A 22,725-nucleotide genomic window follows, 5' to 3' on the forward strand; every position below is an offset into this window, starting at 1 on the left:
AATGTAACTATTTTTGAAATACCACTTAGAGGTATAAAAAAAGAGTTGTACTCTTTCTAGGATTGTACAACTCTTCTATTTGGTAAGGTGCTGAGTAAGCGCTTATTCTATTGGTGTAGTATCTAAAGAATTAACAACAGCATCTTCAGTTTTCGAAAATTCAAATACAACATTGCCATCTTTTAAGAATGTCAGTGTGTTGCCGTTGATTGTTGCTTGTAATGGTGTTGCCAAAGCGCTTGTGAATTTATCTTCACCTTGCAAACTAGGACAAGCCATTTTAGTAGACATTACCGGACCGAAAGCTACAGTGTTTTCTGTTAAAGTAAAGTTGGTACGATATGTATTGCATCCTGCAAAACCAAATATTTTGCCATCTGCCGAAATTTCCATAGTTGGTTTTCTATCTGAAAATAGTGTAGCCAAGTCTTCACCTGTGAATGATGAAAGAGTCCACGATCCAGCTAGATTGTCGAGGCTAACAGGTTGTACACCTGAATTTTCTTTTGCCATTTCTCCTTTTTCGAATTGAAGTAATACTTTTTCACCTTCAGTGAATTGAAGTACTCCGTCTTTATTCAGTACCAGAACAAGATTTGGAGTTCCTAATGCTTTAAGAAATTCAGGTTCTGCATTTTTTTGAAAACACATCATCATTGTAGATCCAAGTTGAGGAGCAGCAAATTCATTTTTTTCATTCAGGGTAAATCCACCGAAATATCTGTTACAACCGGCCGAACCGGCTATCAGACTATCTGTAAAATTAAATTCAATACTTGGTATCGGTCCCTCAAAAGCAGTTGTTGCTTCTGTTCCATTTAGGGTTTTTAATACCCAATATCCAGCTAAATTATTTTTCTCAATTGGTTTAGTAGAACTACAGCTTTGGATTCCAAAACTTAACGCTACTGCTGTAACAACTAATGTTACTGACTTAAGTAAATGTTTCATAATTAATATTTAATAATTGTTTATTCTATTTTAAATTTATCCGCATCTTTCCATACAGGAAATTTTGCTCTAAATTTATCAATATCTTCTTTAGATATAGAGACTGTTTCGATCTGCTCTTGGTTTAATGGGATAGATGTCAGTATCTCACCTTTAGCATTAATTAACTTCGAACTGCCATCATGTTTGAGCCCATTGCCATCTATACCGATTCTGTTCACACCGCATACATAACACATGTTTTCGATTGCTCGTGCGTCGAGCAATGTGTTCCATACTTTTATGCGTGATGCAGGCCAGTTTGCTACATATATGAGTAAATCATACTCATTATTGACATTGCGCGCCCATACGGGGAACCGAAGATCATAACAGACTAATAAACAAATGTTGAATCCTTTATGTTCAAATATCAAACGTTTTTCGCCCGAAGAAAAGAAGTCGGCTTCTTGTCCCATTCTGAATAAATGGCGTTTGTCGTAGTAATATTCGGACGATGCGGAAATGAAAAATGCACGGTTGAAATAATCACCGTTTTCTTTAGCAATAAAGCTGCCGCATATTGCGATATCGTATTGGGAGGCATATTGCTTTATGTAAGTAATGGTTTCTTCGGATGTGGTTTCTGCTAATTCGTGACTACGCATCGAGAACCCTGTTGTACACATCTCGGGCAGGACAACTATATCTGTTTGTCCTGCCAAAGAGGCTACTATATCTTTGATTTTCGATAAATTGGCTTGCTTGTTTTCCCAAACGATATCATATTGGGCAAGGCTTACTCTGAGTACAGTATCTTGCATGACTGTATTTATTTAGAGTGCAAATTTTTCAGGATGGCGGGGGGTTACACCTTTGTAAAAAGCTTTTATTTCAAGTATATCAGCCTCTACATCTCCTGTAGGTATAATGATTTTCTTGAAATCGGCTTCTTTCTTCTTATAGTCGAAAGCAGCAACGACAATCGGAACTTTTGCTGCAAGGGCTATGTAATAGAAACCCTTTTTCCATTCTTTATTGTGCTTGCGTGTTCCTTCAGGGGTAACTGCTAATTGAAATTTTTCATTAGAGTTATAAAGGTCCGTCATTTGTTCTATTAACGATGTGTTTTTAGAACGATCCACAGGTACTCCTCCAATTGCTTTAAATATAAGATTCATAGGGAAGAAGAACCAATCTTTCTTTATCAGAAAAGAAGCATGTTTTCCCATCGATGTATATATTACAAGCCCAAGAGGTAAATCCCAATTGCTGGTGTGAGGAGCAACACAAATAACACACTTGTCGGGAATGTCAGTCAATCCGACTATTTTCCACCCAATCGATTTGAGTATAAATTTACAAATTGCTTTCATTAACCGAGCGCGGTAATTTCTTTTCCTATTATGTTTATTTGCTCTTGAATATCGCTGCGTAATTTTTTGTAATAAGCTTTAGTTCTACCTTTTACTTCTTTACCTTCACTCACACTTACACGCTTCAATAAGTTACCATGAATTTCTGCTATGTGAGCGATAACTTTGTCGGCCGCGTCTTTGTCTGCATCCATCACAAATACCTTATAGAATACGCAATCACCATAAAGTAAGTCCATTGATGCATTTATCTGTTTTTTCAAATCTTTTCTACTACTCATATTAAAATAAATTTGTATTTTTAAAAATTATAACCATCTTTAGGTAAACTAATAACGAAGGGCAAAGATACTAAAAAGACTTTACTTCTTCCTTCACATTAAGATTAATTGGGTTTAGAAAAAGACAACAGAAAAAAACATTATGGCAAAAAAGAACTCTAAAACAGACTATATTTTTGAGACTAGTTGGGAAGTATGTAATAAGGTAGGGGGTATTTATACCGTTTTGTCCACGAGAGCAAAATCCATGCAGGATTTGCATAAAGACAAAGTTATTTTTATTGGTCCGGATGTTTGGACAAAAGAAAAGAGTCCTTGGTTCGAAGAAGATGAAAATATTCTGGCTGATTGGAAAAAAGTTGCTTCTGCGCAGGATAATTTAAAAATCCGTATAGGACGTTGGGATGTACCGGGAAAACCGATTGTCATTTTAGTGAATTTCAATCAGTTCTATTCTCGAAAGGATACAATATATGCTGAAATGTGGAACGAATTTGGAGTAGATTCTTTGCATGCATATGGCGATTATGACGAATCGTGTATGTTTGCCTACGCCACAGGAGTCGTTATTGAAAGCTTTTACAAGTTTCATAAACTGGAAAAGAAAAATGTGGTAGCCCACTTCAATGAATGGATGTTGGGTATGGGTGCACTGTATGTGAAAAAACACCTGCCTCGCATTGGTACTTTATTTACTACACATGCTACTTCTATTGGTCGTTCAATAGCCGGAAATGGAAAACCGTTGTACAATTACTTAGCGGCTTACGATAGTGATCAGATGGCTCGTGAGTTGAACATGACCGCAAAACACTCTGTCGAAAAGGCGGCAGCACAACAAGTAGATTGTTTTACTACTGTAAGTGATATAACGGCTCGTGAATGTAAGCAATTGCTTCATCGTGAACCGATAGTTACTCCAAATGGTTTTGAGAAAGATTTTATACCTACGGGCGAAGCTCATGAGAAAAAACGTATTGCTGCTCGTAAAGCCCTGATCAATGTGACCGAGAAGTTACTAGGCTACGAGATAGAGAACGATGCTTTATTGGTGGCCACCAGTGGCCGATACGAGTATCGTAACAAAGGCATAGATGTATTTATAGATTCTATGGCGCGATTGGAAAAAATAAAGCAATTACAGAAAGATGTTATTGCATTCATAATGGTTCCTGCATGGATTGACGGCCCTCGAGCCGATTTGCAAGAACGTCTGGCAAAAAAGAAAATCCCTAAAGACCAGCTAAATCATCCGTATGTCACTCATTGGTTACGTAATATGAATCACGATTCGGTATTGAATCAACTGGACTATCTGAAAATAGAAAATAAGAAAGAAGATAAAGTGAAAATTGTGTTTGTACCTTCTTATCTGAATGGATCGGATGGTATCTTCAACATGACGTATTATGATTTATTGATAGGTATGGATTTAACTGTATTTCCGTCTTATTATGAACCATGGGGATATACTCCTCACGAAAGTATTGCTTTCTCGGTACCGACTATAACAACCACATTAGCCGGATTTGGTCTGTGGATGCGTAAGATGGGCGATGAACGCGGTATGAGTGATGGTGCAGAAGTAATAAAGCGTGATGATTATAATTTCATAGAAGTTTCGGAAGATATATGTAATCGTATATTTGAAATGACTACTAAAAGTGAAGAACAGGAAGTTCTGCTTCGTGAGTCGGCTTTAGATAGAGCGGGACTGGCCGATTGGGCACATTTTTATAAATACTATGAAGATGCTTACGCCTTAGCATTGGACGAAGCGCAGGAACGAAATAAAATTTAACTTTAGCAAACGATTGCACTTCTAATTGATCTTTATATCAGATGAATATAGCAAATAATAAATCTTATTTAATTATATTTGCTTTATTCATGATTGATGGGTCAAATCACTAAAATTAAAGAACCAATAATAAAAACAAGCATTATGAAAATTAAATCAAGCTATTCGAACTCACCATCTTGGAGGAGTGCGCATACGCAAGTAAGATTACAAAAAGAATTGCTCCCTCTCGAAAAAATAGCTCACAATCTATGGTGGGTGTGGAATAACGACGCAACTGAATTGTTTGGAGATATGGATCCTGAACTCTGGAGAGAGGTGAACCATAATCCTGTTCTGATGCTTCAGAAGCTTTCTTACGAACGATCGGAAAAAATACTGGCAGATGCAGATTTGATGGCACGTGTTAAAAAAATCATCAAGAAGTTTGATGATTATATGACACAAAAATATGATACGAACAAAACATCTATTGCCTATTTCAGTATGGAGTACGGCTTTACACATGTGCTTAAAATTTACTCTGGTGGACTTGGAGTCCTTGCAGGTGATTACCTGAAAGAAGCAAGTGACAGTCATGTAGATCTTACAGGGGTAGGTTTCTTGTATCGTTACGGATATTTCACTCAGGCAATCTCTCCCGACGGACAACAGGTCGCTGAATACGAACCGCAAAATTTTGGCGAGCTACCTATCGAGCAGGTGTTTAACGAGGATGGAAATCCTATGATTTTAGCCGTTCCATATCACGATAGATCTGTCTATGCAAACGTATGGAAGGTAAACGTGGGGCGTATCACATTGTATCTTCTGGATACTGATACAGACTTAAATAGCGAATACGACCGTTCTATTACGCATCAATTGTATGGCGGTGACTGGGAGAATCGTATGAAACAAGAATATCTGTTAGGTATCGGTGGTATTTTACTATTGAACAAGCTAGGTATCAAAAAAGAAATATATCATTGCAACGAGGGTCACGCAGCCTTTATCAACGTTCAACGTCTCTTAGACCTTATCGAAGGCGAAGGTTTATCATTCAACCAAGCATTAGAAGTTGTACGTGCATCGGGCTTGTACACTGTGCATACTCCGGTTCCGGCGGGTCACGATTATTTCGATGAAGGGTTGCTTGGTAAATATCTAGGTGGATATCCAGCACGTTTGGGTATCTCGTGGCAAGAATTTGTTGATATGGGACGTGAGCACCCGGGTTCTTCCGAAAAATTCAGCATGAGTGCATTTGCATTGAATACTTGCTTGGAAGCGAACGGTGTAAGTTTACTGCACGGTAGAGTTTCACGCGAAATGTTCCAGCCAATATGGCCTAGCTATTTTGCAGAAGAACTTCATGTAGGACATGTAACCAATGGTGTACATTTACCTACATGGACTGCTAAAGAAATGAAAGAGTTATACGAGAAGACTTTTGATAAGACTTTCTATGATGATCAATCTAATCATGATATCTGGAAGGAGATATATAAAGTTTCGGACAAAGAAATCTGGAAAGTACGTTCTACCTTGAAACGTCGTTTGATCCAATACGTTCAGGAGCAAATGAAAGAAGGATGGATCAAAAACCAAAAAGCTCCGTCTACTATTTTCTCTATTGTGGATAAAATTAATCCGGATGCGTTATTAGTTGGTTTCGGTCGTCGTTTTGCGACATATAAACGCGCACATTTATTATTTACAGATCTCGATCGTTTGTCGAAATTAGTAAACAATGAAAAACATCCTATCCAATTCTTATTTACAGGAAAAGCCCATCCTGCCGATGGTGCCGGACAAGGATTAATTAAACAAATCATAGAGGTTTCTCGTCGTCCCGAATTTATAGGAAAGATTATTTTCTTGGAAAATTACGATATGCGTTTAGCAAAACGTTTAATTTCAGGAGTAGATATTTGGCTGAATACACCTACTCGTCCGCTTGAAGCTTCGGGTACATCCGGCGAAAAAGCTGAAATGAATGGTGTATTGAACTTCTCTGTTCTTGATGGATGGTGGTATGAGGGTTATCGCGAAGATGGCGGATGGTGTCTGACCGATAAACGTACTTATACTAATCAGGCTTATCAGGATGAGTTGGATGCTTCGACTATATATTCTACATTCGAAAATCAAATATTGCCATTGTATTATGCTCGTAATACTGCGGGTTATTCTCCAGAGTGGATTCAATATATCAAAAATTCGATAGCTCACATTGCTCCTGAATATACAACTAAACGTATGATAGATGATTACATAAAAGGATTCTATCTGCCATTAGCAGAGCGTACTAAATTGGTTACAGCCAACGGGTATGCTAAAGCAAAGGAATTAGCTGCATGGAAAGAGGATACAGCTGCTAAGTGGGGCGATTTTACGGTAGAGTCTATAACTGTATCGGGGAAAGATGCTCCGGGAGTGACTTCGCTTGTAAATCTATCTGAAGGAGACAAAATGACTACCAAAATAGTTATTGACAAAAAAGATATGGTTGGCGATTTAGGTATCGATTGTGTTTTGGTTCAATATGATCCGGAAAAACAAATCGATAAGTTTATCAAGACCGAAGAATTTACACTGGTTAAGAAAGAAGGAAGTAAGCTTCATTTCGAAATTGACATGATAGCTAAAATTCCAGGCACTTGCAAATTTGCTTACCGTGTATTCCCTAAACATCCGGACATGGCTCATCGTCAAGATTTTGCTTATGTACGCTGGATTTAATAGATCGAGTCTTTAATATAAAAGGGGTGAGTTTATTCAAATAAACTCACCCCTTTATTTTTTATCAGATTGTTTTTATCTTGCAGTAGCTATTTGAGCTATTGTATCAGATTCATATATATGATAGCCTATACTATTCTGTTGGGCTATATTAAACATTGCACGAGCAACCCTCTTAGCTTTAATCGCTCTGTATTTTTTTAGTTTGCCAATGAGGACAAGTGAAGCCGCTTTCATGAAGTATTCGCCTAATTTCTCTCCTAATCTGAATTCTTTTCTATTCCCCAATAAGAGAGAGGGACGAAATATAGAAATAGATTGGAAAGCAAGTTTTCTTAATACATCCTCGCATTTACCTTTTGTCCGCAAATAGAAATTCCCTGATTGGGCATTAGCGCCAATAGCAGATATGATAAGATACTGTTTAACCCCCTTGCTTGCTGCAACTTTAGCAAAATTGGAAGGGTAGTGTAAATCTACTTTCTCAAAAACCTCTTGCGAACCGGCTTTTTTTATTGTCGTACCCAAACAGCAAAACATATCATCGCCATCAATCAAATCTTGATATAAATCGATGTTTTCGAAATCGATAGCATATTCTGTCAGTTTTGAGTGAGATAGTCCTGTCTCTTTCCGCACGAAGCTGACTACCTTATCATAAATATTGCTGTTGAGCAGTATTTGTAATAAGTGAGATCCTGTCAAACCTGTACTACCTAATATAATTGCAGTTTTATTCATATCGTTTATCTTTTTGATAAGGTTTTTTACTGTCAGGAGTATCATATCTCTACCTGTGAGAATATACTTTTTATATATTTTAGTGACAGTTCTTCTTAGATATTGCTAATATAATGATTCTTATGTTTAATAAGCTATATCTACAATCTAATTTATTATAAACTAACTATTTAAAATCGTTTTTAACCGGGTTTAAGACGAATGATATCTTTATATAATCCCCTAATAGTAAGAGATATTCTTAGTCTGATAATTCTATATGATACTTATTCCAAGTCTATTACTGTAATGCCCGAGCCTCCAAACTGTACATGTTCATCCTGATAGTTGCGTACGCCATGTACTGTTCTAAGATAATCGCGAATCATTTGGCGTAATGCACCCGTGCCTGTTCCATGGAGAATACGTATGCGGGGCATCCCTACAAGTATAGCATCATCAATAAAATACATGACGGCTTGCAAGGCTTCATCCCCACGCATGCCACGTACATCGATATCTTGTTTGAAATTCAACTTCTTGTCTCGAATATCGTCGCTTACAGCAGCATTAACAAGCGTACTTTTGTTATCTCGTTTTATCTGGTTTTTACTTATATATTCAAGTGTATCGAGTTTTACGGTAGATTTTATCATGCCGAAAGCTACAACAGCGTTTGTTTTCTGTATTTCTAGAACCTGACCGACTGATGTTTGTCCTTTGATGCGGACATTATCACCGATAGATAGTATAGCATCCTTTTTCTCTTTTACAGTAGTATCTTTTTGCTTTTTGTTTTTCTCGCGATCCTTTAGCTTTTGTATCTTCTGAGCAATTTTGTCATCTAAGCGATCATCTTCATTTTCCAGTGAAGATTTGAATTCAGTTAGACTTTGACGCGCTTGCTTAGTCTTTTCTTTATCGGCTTGCGATTCACGTATAGTACGTATCGTATTTTCTATTTTAGCATTGGCATCCGACAGAATGCGTTCAGCTTCAGCCTTCGATTGACGGATTATTTCTTTTCGTTGTTTTTCTACCGACAATAGATCTGTTTCGTAAGTCGAGGTAATTTCTTCCAGACGCTTTTCCTTTTGCCGGATATTTTGCCGTTTAGCTTCCCAATAGCGTTTATCGCGGACAATATCTTGCAGATATTTGTCCATATTGATATAGTCGCTACCCACCAATTGGGAAGCATCAGCGATTACATCTTCGGGTAACCCGATTTTTCTGGCTATTTCGATAGCGAAAGAGCTTCCCGGATTTCCGATAGACAATGTGAATAATGGCTGCATCAAATGGCGATCGTAAAGCATAGCTCCATTTATAACACCTTTATTTTCGTTTGCGAAATGTTTAAGATTCTGATAATGGGTCGTTATAACTCCATACGATTTCTTTTCATTGAACCGCTTTAGTAATGATTCTGCAATTGCACCGCCAATTTGAGGTTCTGTTCCTCCACCAAATTCATCGATTAAAAGAATTGTTTTTTCATTGCAATTCTTTACAAAAAACTTCATGTTGGTAAGATGAGAACTGTATGTACTTAAATCATTCTCTATAGATTGCTCATCACCTATATCGATAAATATTTGTTCGAATATGCCAACGATAGAGTTTTCTGCTACGGGTATCGGAATACCGCATTGTACCATATATTGGAGCAATCCTACTGTTTTTAGGCAGACTGATTTCCCTCCGGCGTTAGGGCCCGATATGATTAATAATCTATTTTCTTCTTCCAACTCTATATCGAGAGGTACTATTTCTTTATTTTGTTTTCGGTGCGAAAGGAATAACAAAGGATGTTTGGCTCTATACCATCTTATCAGTTGATTATCTTCTATAGTTGGCTTAATGGCATCTATATCGATTGCAAAAGTAGCTTTTGATCTGATAAAATCAATCATAGCAAGAAAATCGTACGATTGCATGATTTCGGGTACAAATGGGCGTACGACGTTGGTGAAGGCGGTCAGAATCTTTATGATCTCACGGCGTTCTTCACTTTCGAGTTCGCGTATACGGTTGTTCGACTCCACAACTTCTGCCGGTTCTATAAATACTGTTTTACCCGAAGCAGATTCATCGTGTACAATCCCTTTAATCTTTCGTTTAAATGCAGGGGCGACAGGGATAACCAGACGGCCATCGCGCATGGTAGGGGTAACATCCTTTTCGACTAAGCCTTCTTTCTGTGCCGAACGAAGAATGGCATTCAGGCTCTTTGAAATACCACTTGCTATGTGGGATATTTCACGGCGGATTTTTCCTAATTCGGGAGACGCATTATCTTTAATATGCCCATATTTATCCAGAATGGCATCTATCTGATTGATCAATTGAGGGAAAATCATTACTTCTCCTGCCAATTCTTGTAGGTGCGGATAGGGTGAATCTTCGTCTTCTCCTTTCTTTAAAAAGCTTACAATATCACGAATAGTTTGCAGTGAACGGCGCAAGTCGAATAATGCACTTTCGTCTATCCATGTTCCCTCCACACCAATATTCCTTAATACGGGGCGGACATCAATAAAATAATTTGTCGGAAAATCATCCTCTTCTTGTATGATGCGAACAAATTCTTCGGTTTGGAATAAAGATTCTATAATAGATATATAGTCGGAAGAGAAGTTCATTTCTTGAACTTTTTCTTCTCCTAAAGAGCTAAGACATTTGCCTGTTAATAATTGGCGGATTTTGTCGAAGCCTATTTTTGATTCGAAATTATCGGGATAAATCACCTTTGTATTTATTTTTTTGTTTTGGGATACAAAGATAGTGAATTATGTATCAAAATATTAAAAATATAGATAGGCTAATTTGCGATGAGGGTATATTATATATTGCTAGCCTTATCTCATAGATACATAGAGATTCGCAAGATTGGACAAAAGCCAATACCCAAAAACAAGATAGATTTGCATTCGTATTAACACTATAAATATATTATTATGAATGAAAATGTATGTCAGAGCTGTGGTATACCAATGACCGCTAAAGAACAATTGGGAACAAATGGTGATGGAACTAGCAATGCCGATTATTGTGTTTATTGTTACAAAGATGGTAACTTTACGAGTGAAGAAACAATGGATGAAATGATCGCAGCATCTGCGGAGTATCCCGAGTCGTTACAAGATGAAAAGGGTAATCGTATTACAAAAGAAGAATTTATTACTAATATGAAAGTTTATTATCCGACCCTAAAGCGTTGGAAGTGTAATTAAAGAAAACACGCTTAATGAAAGAGCCAATTTGCCAAAGTTGTGGTATGCCGATGGCTGCCACCGAACATTTTGGAAGCAATAGTAACAATAGTCGAAGCGATGACTATTGTTGCTTTTGTTTCCAGAAAGGACAGTTTACCGATGATAAGAGTTTAGATGAAACTATTGAAGATTCTATAAGCTATTTTGACGATTATCAGAAAATAGATGGGCGTTTTATAACAAAGGACGAGGTTGCATTAAAAGAAAGAATGAAGATCTCGATATTAAAGCGTTGGGCTTCGCACGAGAATACTCATCAGGAATATTATAAATCGGTAAATAGAGTAGTCGACTATATAAATGAGCAGTTGGCTTCATCTATTAATTTATCCGATTTGGCAGGCGTGGCTCACCTCTCAGATTTTCATTTTTATCGGATTTTTAAGGCTATAATGAATGAAAGCCCGGGTGATTATATCCAGCGGTTGAGGTTGGAAAAAACATCATTTATGTTGCAAACCACTAAACAGTCTTTGTCTGAAATTGCAGAACAGACCGGTTATCAGAGTCCTCATGCTCTGTCGAAAGCATTTAAGAAAAGATTTGGAATAAGTCCTTCAGTGTTTCGGAAACGGCCGGCAGAATTATCAGTTGCTATAAGAGAGCCGTTAGAAAACTTGTTGTTGCATCCTGAAATTAGAGAAATTCAATCTCAAGAAGTTGTCTATACACGTATTATAGATCCATTTAATTTTTCAGATGCTTATACTAAGGCATGGGATAAACTTATTAATTATTTAAATATAAGTGGCATACCAAACGAAGATTATCAATATTTATGTTTAAGCCGTGATATTTCTACTATTACCAATCCTAAGCATATTCGTATGTATGCATGTATAAACACAGCGAAAAAAATAAAGACGAGTGGTCATTTCGGTGTGCAAACTATTGAGGGTGGATTATATGCTGTCTTTAAATATAAGGGTGCGTATGACAAACTCGAAATAGTATATTGTAATATTTACAGGTATTGGATTCCTCAAAGTGCTTTTCAGTTAAGAGACAATATGTCTTTTGAAAAATATTTGAACAGCCCTAATCAAGTTGAAAAAGATGATTTATTGACAGAGGTATATATACCAGTAGTTCCTATTTGAATTTCATAGTAGCATATAATAGATAGTAACTGAGACATCGTTACAAAAATTAATGAAAGAAGGATGGCTCATTTTAGAGCTGTCATTCATGTTACACAGCAAAGAGTGTCAGATTTAATGCTAAATGATTGATATATTATGTTTTAAAACATATATGAAATATTTTCCGAGGAGTGAACATGTTTTTGTTTAACAATGTTAAATAGTTAGATCCGTGAGTATTTAACATCTAATTTAAGCTACTATGAAAAATTATCTGATTTGCTCAAAAAAGGGCCGAAAGTTTAAGATCTTTATGAGTCTGATGGTATTCTTTGTGTTAATTGCTATTCCTTGCGAGGCCCAAATGGATGAGCCTTACCTTCATGGCCCTTCTGCATTATCTCATAATGAAATAGGAGTTTTCACTTTTGACCAAGATATAGGGTATACCTCCGTGATTAGATGGGAAGTTACAGATGAAGACTTAGAAATAATAAGTAGAGGTGCAACGCAACTAACAGTTAGAGCAAAATCTCCGTTTTTCCTTAATAAATATACGACTGTTAAAGCTCATTTTCTAAAACAAGAAGGAACTGATAGGGAATATGATTCCAGATCATTTACCCTTACTCTAGTAAGTATGCTACCCCAAATTACCGCCTTTGACGAGTATGACTATCCTTTCTATCCCGGCGAGATACACAGATTATATTTGCCCAAATTGCCGGAAAGAACTACTATAAAATGGATTAATGGCGAAAATATGGAATTAAAGTTTGGGCAAGGTACAACAGAAGCCGGATTCCTTAAATATGGCAACTCTTATGGAGAAGCTAGTGCGATACTTAATTATTACGGACATGAATTTATTATCAAATTTAGTGAGGCAATAGGGAACCGTCCTCCATTTGATATATGTTACAAAAGTATTCCGAAAGACCTTGGGATTACATGTTATCCTAAAATAAAGTCATGTCAATCTTCAGTCGTTCTTGGAGATCGTATTGTTTACTATATAGATGACTTCCCTAGTGATGCTGTCATAATTTGGGAAGAGGTTTTAAATGCCGTAGAGCCCACCTATAATGATGGAGCAGGAGTCGGATTGTATCATCACCAATATGCATCCCATACAGCTATCCGAGAAGGTCGTGCAATGGTCAATGCTTCAGTTTATTATAATAATAAAAATTATTATTTATCAAATACTGAAGTTGTTGTAAATCCACCTAAAAAGAATGCGATTGAAGATGAAATCACGAATTTCAATTCTGACAAACAAATTATAAATTTGAGGGTATATAGTTTACAAGGTAATATTGTCTATACAACAAAGGATACTAGAAATTTTAATATCAACAGCACAAGTCTTCAAAATGGTATTTATATTGTAGAAACAATTGATCAGGATGGTGATTTGTCACGAACTAAGGTAATGAAAAATGAAGACTAACTCTTCATTTGAGATTTAATATCATATACAGAAGCCCTGTATTCTTGCAGGGTTTTTGTTGAATACTCGCTTATTCCACTCTTTTTTTCGCTGACTCAATTAGGCTAGCAATAAATGTTGTTAGCTCAATTCCCATTAAAATAAATGATGGCAGAACAGATATTTCACTTTCAGGTATATCTTTTATCGTCAACTCTTTATAATCATTCTAAATAAACTTCTTTTTATTCTTTATATGTAACAAAAAATACTCATCTTTGCATACCTAATATTAAAAGGAATTTGTAGACATGCTATTGTCCGATTTAAAAACAGGTGAAAAGGGAATTATCGTCAAAGTGAATGGCAGCGGAGCCTTCCGTAAACGTATCCTTGAGATGGGTTTTATTAAGGGTAAAACTATCAAGGTTATATTAAATGCGCCACTTAAAGATCCCATCAAATATAAAATAATGGATTATGAGGTATCACTTCGTAGAAGTGAGGCTCGATTAATCGAAATTGTTTATCCCGATATAAATAAGAAAGAAGAAGTGAAGTCAGTTCATAATTCTTTTAATATCTCTACTTCGGATGAGCAAGAACCTATATCTCCGATCGCAAAAAAAACGACGAATAGTAAAAAAGTGATAACTGTAGCCCTCGTTGGTAATCCCAATGCAGGTAAAACTTCATTGTTTAATATAGCTTCGGGTGCCCACGAACATGTAGGTAACTATGGTGGTGTGACAGTCGATTCGAAAGAAGGTAAGTTTAAACATGGTGGATATACTTTCCGTATAGTCGACCTTCCTGGTACATACTCATTGTCAGCATATACTCCGGAGGAGCTTTATGTGCGTAATCATATTGTAGAAGAAAAACCTGATGTTGTTATAAATATTGTAGCTTCATCTAATCTGGAACGTAATCTCTATTTGACTACAGAGTTGATAGATATGGAAGTGCCTATGGTGATTGCTCTTAATATGTACGACGAGTTGGAGCAGGGTGGTAGCGAATTTAATTATCAGAAGCTGTCTAAAATGATAGGCATCCCGATGATTCCCACTGTTGCTAAAACAGGTGTCGGCATAGGGGAATTGTTCGATGCAGCTATTCGCATCTATGAAGATAAAGAACCTATTGTCCGTCGCGTGCATATATATTATGGTAATACGGTAGAGAATGCTATAAGTAAACTGAATATTCAATTAGAGAAATTAAAAGACATAAAGTTGCTTTTTCCTCGTCGCTATGTTTCAGTTAAATTATTGGAGAAGGACAAGGATGTCGAAAAATATGTAAACTCATTTCAGAATAATAAAGAATTGTTTGCGCTTCGGGATGCTGAAGTGAAAAATATAGAAGATACATTAAAAGAAGATACAGAATCAGTCTTGACCGATGCCCGGTATGGTTTTGTGGCAGGAGGACTGAAAGAAACTTTAAAAGGAAAAACGAACGAATCGGATGCTACAAGTCTTATTGATGCCGTAGTTACTCATAAATACTTAGGCTTCCCGTTATTCTTCTTCTTTATGTGGGTTATGTTCGAATGTACATTCCGTTTGGGTGGCTATCCGATGGAGTGGATCGAAAGCGGTGTCGAGTTATTAGGTAACTTTGTTCGAGGGGTGATGTCTGATGGCATGCTCAAAGATTTGATTGTTGATGGTATAATAGGTGGAGTTGGTGGTGTTATCGTATTTCTTCCTAACATATTAATATTATACGCCTTTATATCCTTTATGGAAGACTCAGGTTATATGGCTCGGGCAGCATTTATTATGGATAAGGTGATGCATAAAATGGGCTTGCATGGCAAATCGTTTATCCCACTTGTTATGGGATTCGGATGTAATGTCCCGGCTATACTGGCTTCGCGTACTATAGAAAGTCGCAATAGCCGTATGATAACAATGCTCATAAATCCGTTTATGTCGTGTAGTGCCCGTTTGCCAGTGTATCTGCTGTTTGTGGGTGTTTTCTTCAAATCATACGCTAGTCTTGTTCTCTTTGGTCTTTATGTGGTGGGTATCTTGCTGGCTGTCATCTCAGCTCGCCTATTTAAGAGATATCTCTTCCCTGAAGAGGATACTCCTTTCGTGATGGAACTTCCGCCTTACAGAATACCTACGGTTCGTTCTGTATCAATACATATGTGGGATAAGTCGAGACAGTATTTAAGAAAGATGGGAGGGGTAATTTTGGTTGCTTCCATTATTATCTGGTTCTTAGGTTATTTTCCTCAGAATGAAGAAAGAGAGACCCAGTTTGATAACCAGATTGCTTTGGTAGAAACTCAATTCAATCAAAATACGATAAGTGAAACAGAGAAAGATGATCAAATAGAGCAAATTGAAGATCTGCGTAATATAGAACATCAGGAGAATTCATATATCGGGCGTATTGGTAAAACGGTAGAACCGGTTATGCGTCCTTTAGGGTTTGATTGGAAGATAAGTGTAAGCTTGCTTTCAGGTATGGCAGCCAAGGAGGTTGTTGTTAGTACTTTAGGTGTTCTCTATACCGGTGATCCAGATAATCAGGAATCATTGAAGGCTCGTATAAGTAATGATGTTCAACCGGATGGAGCATTAACGTTTACCCCTTTAGTTGTTCTGAGTTTATTACTCTTTGTTTTGATATACTTCCCTTGTGTGGCAACGATCGTGGCTATTAAAGAAGAATCCGGGTCGTGGAAATGGGGGGCATTCAGTATTATCTATACAACGGGCTTAGCCTGGATCATATCATTTGCCGTTTTTCAGATTGGTAGTCTCTTCTGACTAATCAACTCATAGTATAATAATTAGGGTGTAGTAAAAAGCTGCACCCTATTTTTTTATAACAAATTTGAACGAAATAAGTGTTAAAAGGTATTTTAACGGTCTCTAACCTTGATGTATTGTTATAATGTAATCCTGTTTTGTGTAGAGTAATGAAGCATTGTGTCATATTTTTTGCCATTTTTGCCTTGCTATTTCTTGTTTGTTGTGTTAAAATAGCCTGTTTGTGTATCAAATTGATAATATTAGCATATTTTAAATTCAGTTTGTTTGTTAGGTGAAAAATGCATAAATTTGTGACTTCTTAAGCAAACTAATGCAAAAAAACTCAATATAATATCAAAGTGTTAGGGAAAGTTGTTTTTAATTTTTAATATAAAGTAGTGTTTGTATGAAAAAAAGAGTGATGTTGATTTTATCCTGCTTATTTTTAAGTATAGGATTTATTGCGGCACAAATAAAGGTCTCTGGGGTCGTTGTTGACCAAATGGGAGAGGCTGTTATTGGTGCATCGGTTGTAGTGAAAAACACAACAGTCGGAACTATTACTGACGTGGATGGTAATTTTACTATCAGCGTGCCAGCTAATAGGAATACCTTAGTCTTCGCTATAATAGGTATGAGGACAAAAGAAGAAGCGGTATCCCCAAACATGAGAGTTGTCATGGAAGAGGATGCAGCTTTATTGGATGAAGTAGTAATTACCGGATATGGTGTTACAAAAAAGAGGGCATTTACAGGTGCTGCATCTTCGCTTGATGCTACTACCATTGCCTCTAGAACTGATGCTAATCCGATAAAAGCATTGGATGGTATAATACCGGGACTTCAGATGAATATTGCATCTGGACAGCCAGGAGCTCCTGCTAATATATACATTCGTGGACGCAATTCGATTAATTCAGGTACTCAGCCATTATATATAATAGATGGTGTGCCTATTAATGCAGATCCAATGGGTATTCGTAAAAGTGAAGGGTCAGAAATAAGCCCTTTATCTACGCTGAATGCTTCGGATATCGAGAATATCACAGTGCTAAAAGATGCGACAGCGACTTCTATATATGGAGCGAGAGCTGCAAATGGTGTAATTGTAATTACAACCAAAAGAGGTTCGGGCGGCCGTACATCAGTAAACTTTACTGCAAAAATGGGATATGAAGCCAGACCTCGTGTACCTAAAAATTATAAAACTGTAAATGCTGCAGAATATACAGAATTGTATGTTGAATCAATGCAAAATGATTATAGAGTAAATGGAGCTGACTCCGGTACTGCTTATTATCTTGGGAATGATTATCCATTGACAGCAGAAGGTATGAGGCAGTTTTTGTATGACGATTCTGAAGCTGTTGCAGGTACAGATACAGATTGGTTTAAAGAAGTAACTAGAACTGGCTTTGTTCAAGAATATGGTCTTGATATACAAGGTGGAGGTGAATCTTCTACTGCTGCAAAATACTTTTTATCATTTAATTATTTATCAAACGAAGCATTTATAAGAGGAAAGGATTTATCTCGTTACTCTCTTCGTCTAAATTTAGATCAAGCACCTTCTAAATTTGTAAGATTTGGTGTTAATACAAATTTATCACTGACCGAAACTAATATGGGTGCTGGAGGAGGATATTTTTCAGATCCAGTTACTTTGGCATACCAATTGTCTCCTCTTTATCCTGTGAAAGATGAAAAGGGAGATTGGTTTTTTAATCAGACGGGTTATAATCCAGTTGCTCAACGTAGCGAACTTGGAGATAAAACTCAAGGAAAACAATATCGAATGTTGATATCTCCTTATGTTCAATTATATCTGCCTAAAGACTTGGTATTTCAATCGAAATTAGGTGTTGACCTCTATTTCTTAGATGAATTTGGATATTGGTCTTTTCTTCAACCACAAGGAGCATCTATAAGAGGTTTAGGTGAAAATGCTAACTCAAGAAATCTTTATATTACTTGGACTAATACATTGAATTACTCTAAAACATTTGGTGAGAAGCATCATCTTAACGTTCTTTTAGGTCAGGAAATTCAAAAGACTAGTATGAAAGAGGCTTATTTGGAGGCTACTAACTATGCAGTTGATTATTTGACCGAAGTTGAACTAGCATCAGTACCAAGCACTGCAAGTACTACACGGAATGATGTGGCATTAGCTTCATTTTTTGCAAATGCAGAATATGACTATATGAGTAAATACTATCTTTCTGGTAGTTTTAGATATGACGGATCTTCTCGTTTCGGTTCGAACCATAGATGGGCTTCATTTTGGTCAGTCGGTGGTAAATATAGACTTACAGAAGAACAGGCAGTGAAGGATGCAACAGAAAGTTGGCTTGATAATGCTACATTGAGAATGAGTTATGGAACAACAGGTAACCAGGAAGTTGGAAGCCAAGACAGTAATGTCGAAGATAATAGCCCTCTTTATGCATCACGTAATTTATATTATTTTGGCCGTAATTATAATGGTCTTCCCGGAAGTGGTCATCTACAGTGGGGAAATCCGGATTTGAAATGGGAGCAAACCAATAAATTCAATGTGGGAGTTGATTTTAGTTTCTTGAAAAGATTCACAGTTGAGGTTGATTACTATAATCATAAAACAACAGATATGGTATTCAATGTGCCTATATCTATGGTCACAGGATTACAATATTATTTGACGAATATCGGAGAATTATCTAATCACGGATTTGAGGTATCATTAAATGCTAATATAATCAGAAGTAAAGATTTGGATTGGAGTGTTCTTTTGACTGCTGCTAAAAATAAAAATGAGGTTAAGAAATTAAGTACAGATGCTCCAATTGAGACTGCTACTACCATCATAAAAGCCGGTAGTCCTCTTAATTCATTCAAAATGAAAGAATGGGCTGGTGTTGATCCAGAAACAGGAAACCCTACTTGGTACTTAAATGCAGAAGGGGATGAGACTACAACCAGTTATGCTAGAGCTGCAAAAAGAGAATTGGGTGATGCTAATCCCACTTTACAAGGAGCTTTTTCTACAACGCTGAGATGGAAAAATTTCGATTTGTTACTTCAACTAAATTATTCTTTAGGAGGAAAAATTTATGGAAACCATTTGCGCTATGACGAACAAGTAGGAAGTAGTGCATGGGATACATTTACCAAATATGTATATGATAACAGATGGCAAAAACCGGGTGATATAACAGACGTACCTAGTATGATGTTTTTAGATGACCGTAACTCGAACGCTGCTTCTTCAAGGTTCTTGATGGATGGAGACTTTTTGAAAATCCGCGCTTTGGCATTCGGATATAATATACCATCTGAAATACTTAAGTCGGCAAAGATTGCTAACGCTAGAGTGTTCGTGAATGCAGACAATATTTATACATTTGCAAAATCTAATTATAGAGGTTTTGACCCTTCTGGTGTTGCTGCAAATGGTATCCAATGGTGGAACTATCCGACTCCAAGAACTGTATTATTTGGGTTGACTTTAGGTTTTTAACTATTTTAAAAGAAATTGATAATGAAAAAAATATCTAAATTTATATTTATAGCTGCATTATCCCTGTCTGTAGTATCTTGTGATTCTTTTTTAGATGTGGATAACTTTCAGGAGATACCGGCAGAAGAGGCTTATGCAACACCTCAGGATGTTACTAATGGTATGGTTGGTGCTTATTGGTCGCTGGGTACATATCGTTTTTATGGAAGATCGGTTGTTGCTGTAGGCGATATGGGAGCTGATATTTCAGTTGCTAACCCGTCTACGTCACATCTTTATACAATCAGTACATATACTTTTACTGAAACTGATACCTATCTTAAGGAAATGTGGTATTATGGTTATAAAGTTGTAGACGGTGCATTTAAAACAATCGAGGGAGGAAAAGCCCTTTTGGAAAAAGGCGCCAGAGAATCAGATCAACCGGCTTTATATAGTGCAATTTCTCAATCTTATTCGTTAAGTGCATTATCTTATTTTACACTTGTAAATTTATATGGACTTCCTTATCAGGCTGGAGGTAATAATACCCAAATAGGGGTTCCGGTATTGAAAAAGGCATTATTGCCTTTTGAAGATATTAAGAGAGCTACAGTAGAAGAGGTGTATATACAAATATTGAATGATATAGCGAATGCAAAAGAATATTTGAATAAGCTTGATGATGGCACGAAGGCAAGTATAAATCAGTTTTTCTTTAATGAAGCTGCTATTTATGCTTTAGAGGCTCGCGTACATCTTTATATGGGGCGATATGCCAAAGCTATTGTAGCAGCACAGAAAGCGATTGACTTAAGGTCATCGGGTGATGTGTCAAATGAATTTTATATAAAAATGTGGTCGTCAGTAGCAATAACAGATGAAGATATTTTTACTATATCTAAAACTGAGGCAGATAACCTTTCTGCTAACTCTTTGAATACATTATATGATACTTATAGGGCTGCAATAAGCTCGACTCTAAAGTCTTACTTTAAGAGTACGGATATACGACTTGGCTTGATTTCGGGAACTCACCCGAAGAAGTTTGACGGTTTGCCATCTTCATCATCGACAAGTAATATTCCGGTTTTCAGAAAATCAGAAATGTATTTGATTATTGCGGAATCACAAGCCCGTTTAGATCAGATAGCTCCTGCAAAAACTGCTTTATTATATACAGCTAAACGTAATACCGCTATTCAGACAGTTGCAGATTTGCCTTCGACGAAGGCGGATTTACTTAAGTTTATTGAGGAGGAAAGAATCCGTGAATTTTTCCAAGAAGGTCACAGATGGTATGAAGCAAGAAGAACTAATAGTAAAATTACTGTAAATGTTGCGGGTGCAGGATTGTTTGATGTAGCTAAATTTGTTTATCCGCTACCTGCAGACGAAATAAATGCGACGGGAGGAGTTTCTGAGCAAAATGATGGATGGATCGATAATCTACCACATTGATGAATGTAACTCCTTAATTATATAAATAAAACGGCAGAATCAAGTGATTCTGCCGTTTTTTGTATCTTTTAAACCAATTTAACCCATTATTCTCTTTATCATACATATCTTTGTTATATAAAATTACAATACAATGCAGGAAATAATTGTTATTATAATAGGAGTCATTGTTGCTCTGTTAGTTATATATAAAGTATATGGATTCTTCTTTTCGAAGAATGAACAAAAGGGTAATTGTGGATGTTCTAATTGTGGATGTAGTACTAATAAAAAAAGTAAAATAGTCTAAATTCATTTGTTCTTTCAAAATATTCTATATACATTTGAATTAAGGAAAAGAAAAAGCTTAAGTCGTATTGATCGATTGGGAAACTCATCAATGAATACAACTACCGAGACAAGCACTTGGTTCTAATGGCGGGCCACACCTTCGGGTTGCTTTGCGCAGTGGATTACAAAGGTATCAAGGCACTCAAATCCTGTTTTTAGGAGTTTCGGCTATATCCATCAATGCGGCTTTTCTATACGGGCAGGTTGTCTGAAAAGACGGCCTGCTTTTGTTTTGCACCTACTTAGTATATAAGACATCAACATACGTTCTGAAGTTCATATTTTTTCACAAAGAATCTGCTCTTAACTGGAAAATACCAAACAGTATAATTCTTATCTTTTTAAATCTTAATTTTATTTTATACTACCTATAGAATATGTATCTTTGTATCAAAAATATTATTATTCTTTGGAACCATGGAAACGTTAGAAAAAATAACTGCAGAAAAGCTTCTTAGTATCAAAGCTGTTAAGCTACAACCGGCTAATCCTTTTACTTGGGCATCAGGCTGGAAGTCACCTATTTATTGCGATAATAGAAAGCTAATTTCTTATCCTAAAGTACGCACATTTCTTAAAATAGAATTGAGCCGTCTTATTATAGAGAATTTTCCTGATGTTGATGCCATTGCAGGAGTTGCTACAGGTGCAATTGCTCCGGGAGCATTGGTTGCCGATGCTTTAGGTTTGCCATTTGTTTATATACGCGCAACACCTAAAGATCATGGTTTGGAGAATCTGATCGAAGGTGATCTGAAGTTAGGCAGTAAAGTAGTAGTTGTAGAAGACTTAGTATCTACGGGAACTAGTAGTTTAAAAGCAGTAGATGTAATTCGTAAAGATGGTTCAGAAGTAATAGGTATGGTTGCTAACTTCACTTATGGTTTTCCTATTGCAACCGAGAGGTTCGAACAAGCCAAAGTAAAATTAATCACACTAACCGATTATGATGCAATTCTCGATGAAGCATTGCGCATCGATTATATAGCTGAATCTGATTTAGAAACATTGCAAGAATGGCGAAAAGCGCCAGCTGATTGGAAATAAAATTTATT

At 36.5% G+C, this 22,725-nt stretch carries 15 protein-coding genes; 9 read left to right on the forward strand and 6 right to left on the reverse strand.

Features of this window, described 5'->3' with window-relative positions; all coding sequences use genetic code 11:
* Nucleotides 1–102: 102 nt before the first annotated feature.
* From G7Y57_RS03355 to G7Y57_RS03370, 4 genes are read right to left on the reverse strand one after another with little or no spacing between them, the layout of a single operon-like run.
* Nucleotides 103–951, reverse strand: a complete 849-nt coding sequence (locus G7Y57_RS03355; RefSeq protein WP_165020752.1) for an META domain-containing protein — start codon at nt 949–951, stop codon at nt 103–105.
* 20 nt (nt 952–971) lie between these two features.
* Entirely contained in the window at nt 972–1,754 is a 783-nt protein-coding gene (locus G7Y57_RS03360; protein WP_165020753.1) for an amidohydrolase, read from the reverse strand.
* A 12-nt stretch (nt 1,755–1,766) separates the two neighbouring features.
* Nucleotides 1,767–2,306: a 1-acyl-sn-glycerol-3-phosphate acyltransferase gene (locus G7Y57_RS03365; RefSeq protein ID WP_165020754.1), complete on the reverse strand. Its 540-nt coding sequence runs from the start codon at nt 2,304–2,306 to the stop codon at nt 1,767–1,769.
* Complete coding sequence (locus tag G7Y57_RS03370) at nt 2,306–2,587, reverse strand: hypothetical protein (protein WP_165020755.1); 282 nt, start codon at nt 2,585–2,587, stop codon at nt 2,306–2,308. Before G7Y57_RS03370 ends, G7Y57_RS03365 begins: the two co-directional genes overlap by 1 nt.
* A 142-nt stretch (nt 2,588–2,729) precedes the next feature.
* Here G7Y57_RS03370 and G7Y57_RS03375 point away from each other — a divergent pair, with 142 nt between their 5' ends.
* Together G7Y57_RS03375 and glgP are read left to right on the forward strand one after the other, a co-directional pair.
* A complete protein-coding gene (locus tag G7Y57_RS03375; RefSeq protein WP_165020756.1) occupies nt 2,730–4,388 on the forward strand; it encodes a glycogen/starch synthase in 1,659 nt (552 codons plus the stop codon).
* Between the two features lie 144 nt (nt 4,389–4,532).
* Complete coding sequence (gene glgP / locus G7Y57_RS03380) at nt 4,533–7,112, forward strand: alpha-glucan family phosphorylase (RefSeq protein WP_165020757.1); 2,580 nt, start codon at nt 4,533–4,535, stop codon at nt 7,110–7,112.
* 75 nt (nt 7,113–7,187) lie between these two features.
* Here the strand turns inward: glgP and G7Y57_RS03385 are convergent, their stop codons facing one another.
* Nucleotides 7,188–7,853: an oxidoreductase gene (locus tag G7Y57_RS03385; RefSeq protein WP_165020758.1), complete on the reverse strand. Its 666-nt coding sequence runs from the start codon at nt 7,851–7,853 to the stop codon at nt 7,188–7,190.
* A gap of 266 nt (nt 7,854–8,119) precedes the next feature.
* On the reverse strand, nt 8,120–10,582 hold the full coding sequence (locus tag G7Y57_RS03390) for an endonuclease MutS2 (protein ID WP_165020759.1): 2,463 nt from the start codon (nt 10,580–10,582) through the stop codon (nt 8,120–8,122).
* 210 nt (nt 10,583–10,792) lie between these two features.
* Between G7Y57_RS03390 and G7Y57_RS03395 the strand changes: the two genes are divergently transcribed.
* The 7 genes from G7Y57_RS03395 to pyrE all read left to right on the forward strand — a co-directional run bounded on the left by G7Y57_RS03395 (nt 10,793) and on the right by pyrE (nt 22,717).
* Nucleotides 10,793–11,068 carry a zinc ribbon domain-containing protein gene (locus G7Y57_RS03395; protein WP_165020760.1) on the forward strand — a complete coding sequence of 92 codons (276 nt, stop codon included), beginning with the start codon at nt 10,793–10,795 and terminating at the stop codon, nt 11,066–11,068.
* 14 nt (nt 11,069–11,082) lie between these two features.
* Nucleotides 11,083–12,210, forward strand: coding sequence for a GyrI-like domain-containing protein (locus G7Y57_RS03400; protein WP_165020761.1), 1,128 nt, complete (start codon nt 11,083–11,085; stop codon nt 12,208–12,210).
* A gap of 295 nt (nt 12,211–12,505) precedes the next feature.
* Nucleotides 12,506–13,645: a T9SS type A sorting domain-containing protein gene (locus G7Y57_RS03405; protein ID WP_165020762.1), complete on the forward strand. Its 1,140-nt coding sequence runs from the start codon at nt 12,506–12,508 to the stop codon at nt 13,643–13,645.
* A 290-nt stretch (nt 13,646–13,935) separates the two neighbouring features.
* Nucleotides 13,936–16,416: a ferrous iron transport protein B gene (feoB, locus tag G7Y57_RS03410; protein ID WP_165020763.1), complete on the forward strand. Its 2,481-nt coding sequence runs from the start codon at nt 13,936–13,938 to the stop codon at nt 16,414–16,416.
* A 391-nt stretch (nt 16,417–16,807) separates the two neighbouring features.
* The gene (locus tag G7Y57_RS03415; RefSeq protein WP_165020764.1) at nt 16,808–19,900 is read left to right on the forward strand and encodes a SusC/RagA family TonB-linked outer membrane protein; all 3,093 of its coding nucleotides are present in this window, start codon (nt 16,808–16,810) and stop codon (nt 19,898–19,900) included.
* A gap of 21 nt (nt 19,901–19,921) precedes the next feature.
* Nucleotides 19,922–21,340, forward strand: a complete 1,419-nt coding sequence (locus tag G7Y57_RS03420) for a RagB/SusD family nutrient uptake outer membrane protein (RefSeq protein ID WP_165020765.1) — start codon at nt 19,922–19,924, stop codon at nt 21,338–21,340.
* A 747-nt stretch (nt 21,341–22,087) separates the two neighbouring features.
* A complete protein-coding gene (gene pyrE, locus G7Y57_RS03425) occupies nt 22,088–22,717 on the forward strand; it encodes an orotate phosphoribosyltransferase (RefSeq protein WP_165020766.1) in 630 nt (209 codons plus the stop codon).
* Nucleotides 22,718–22,725: the final 8 nt, after the last annotated feature.

Origin of the sequence: Dysgonomonas sp. ZJ279 (assembly GCF_011039205.1) — a bacterium.
In the GTDB taxonomy this organism is placed as follows: domain Bacteria; phylum Bacteroidota; class Bacteroidia; order Bacteroidales; family Dysgonomonadaceae; genus Dysgonomonas.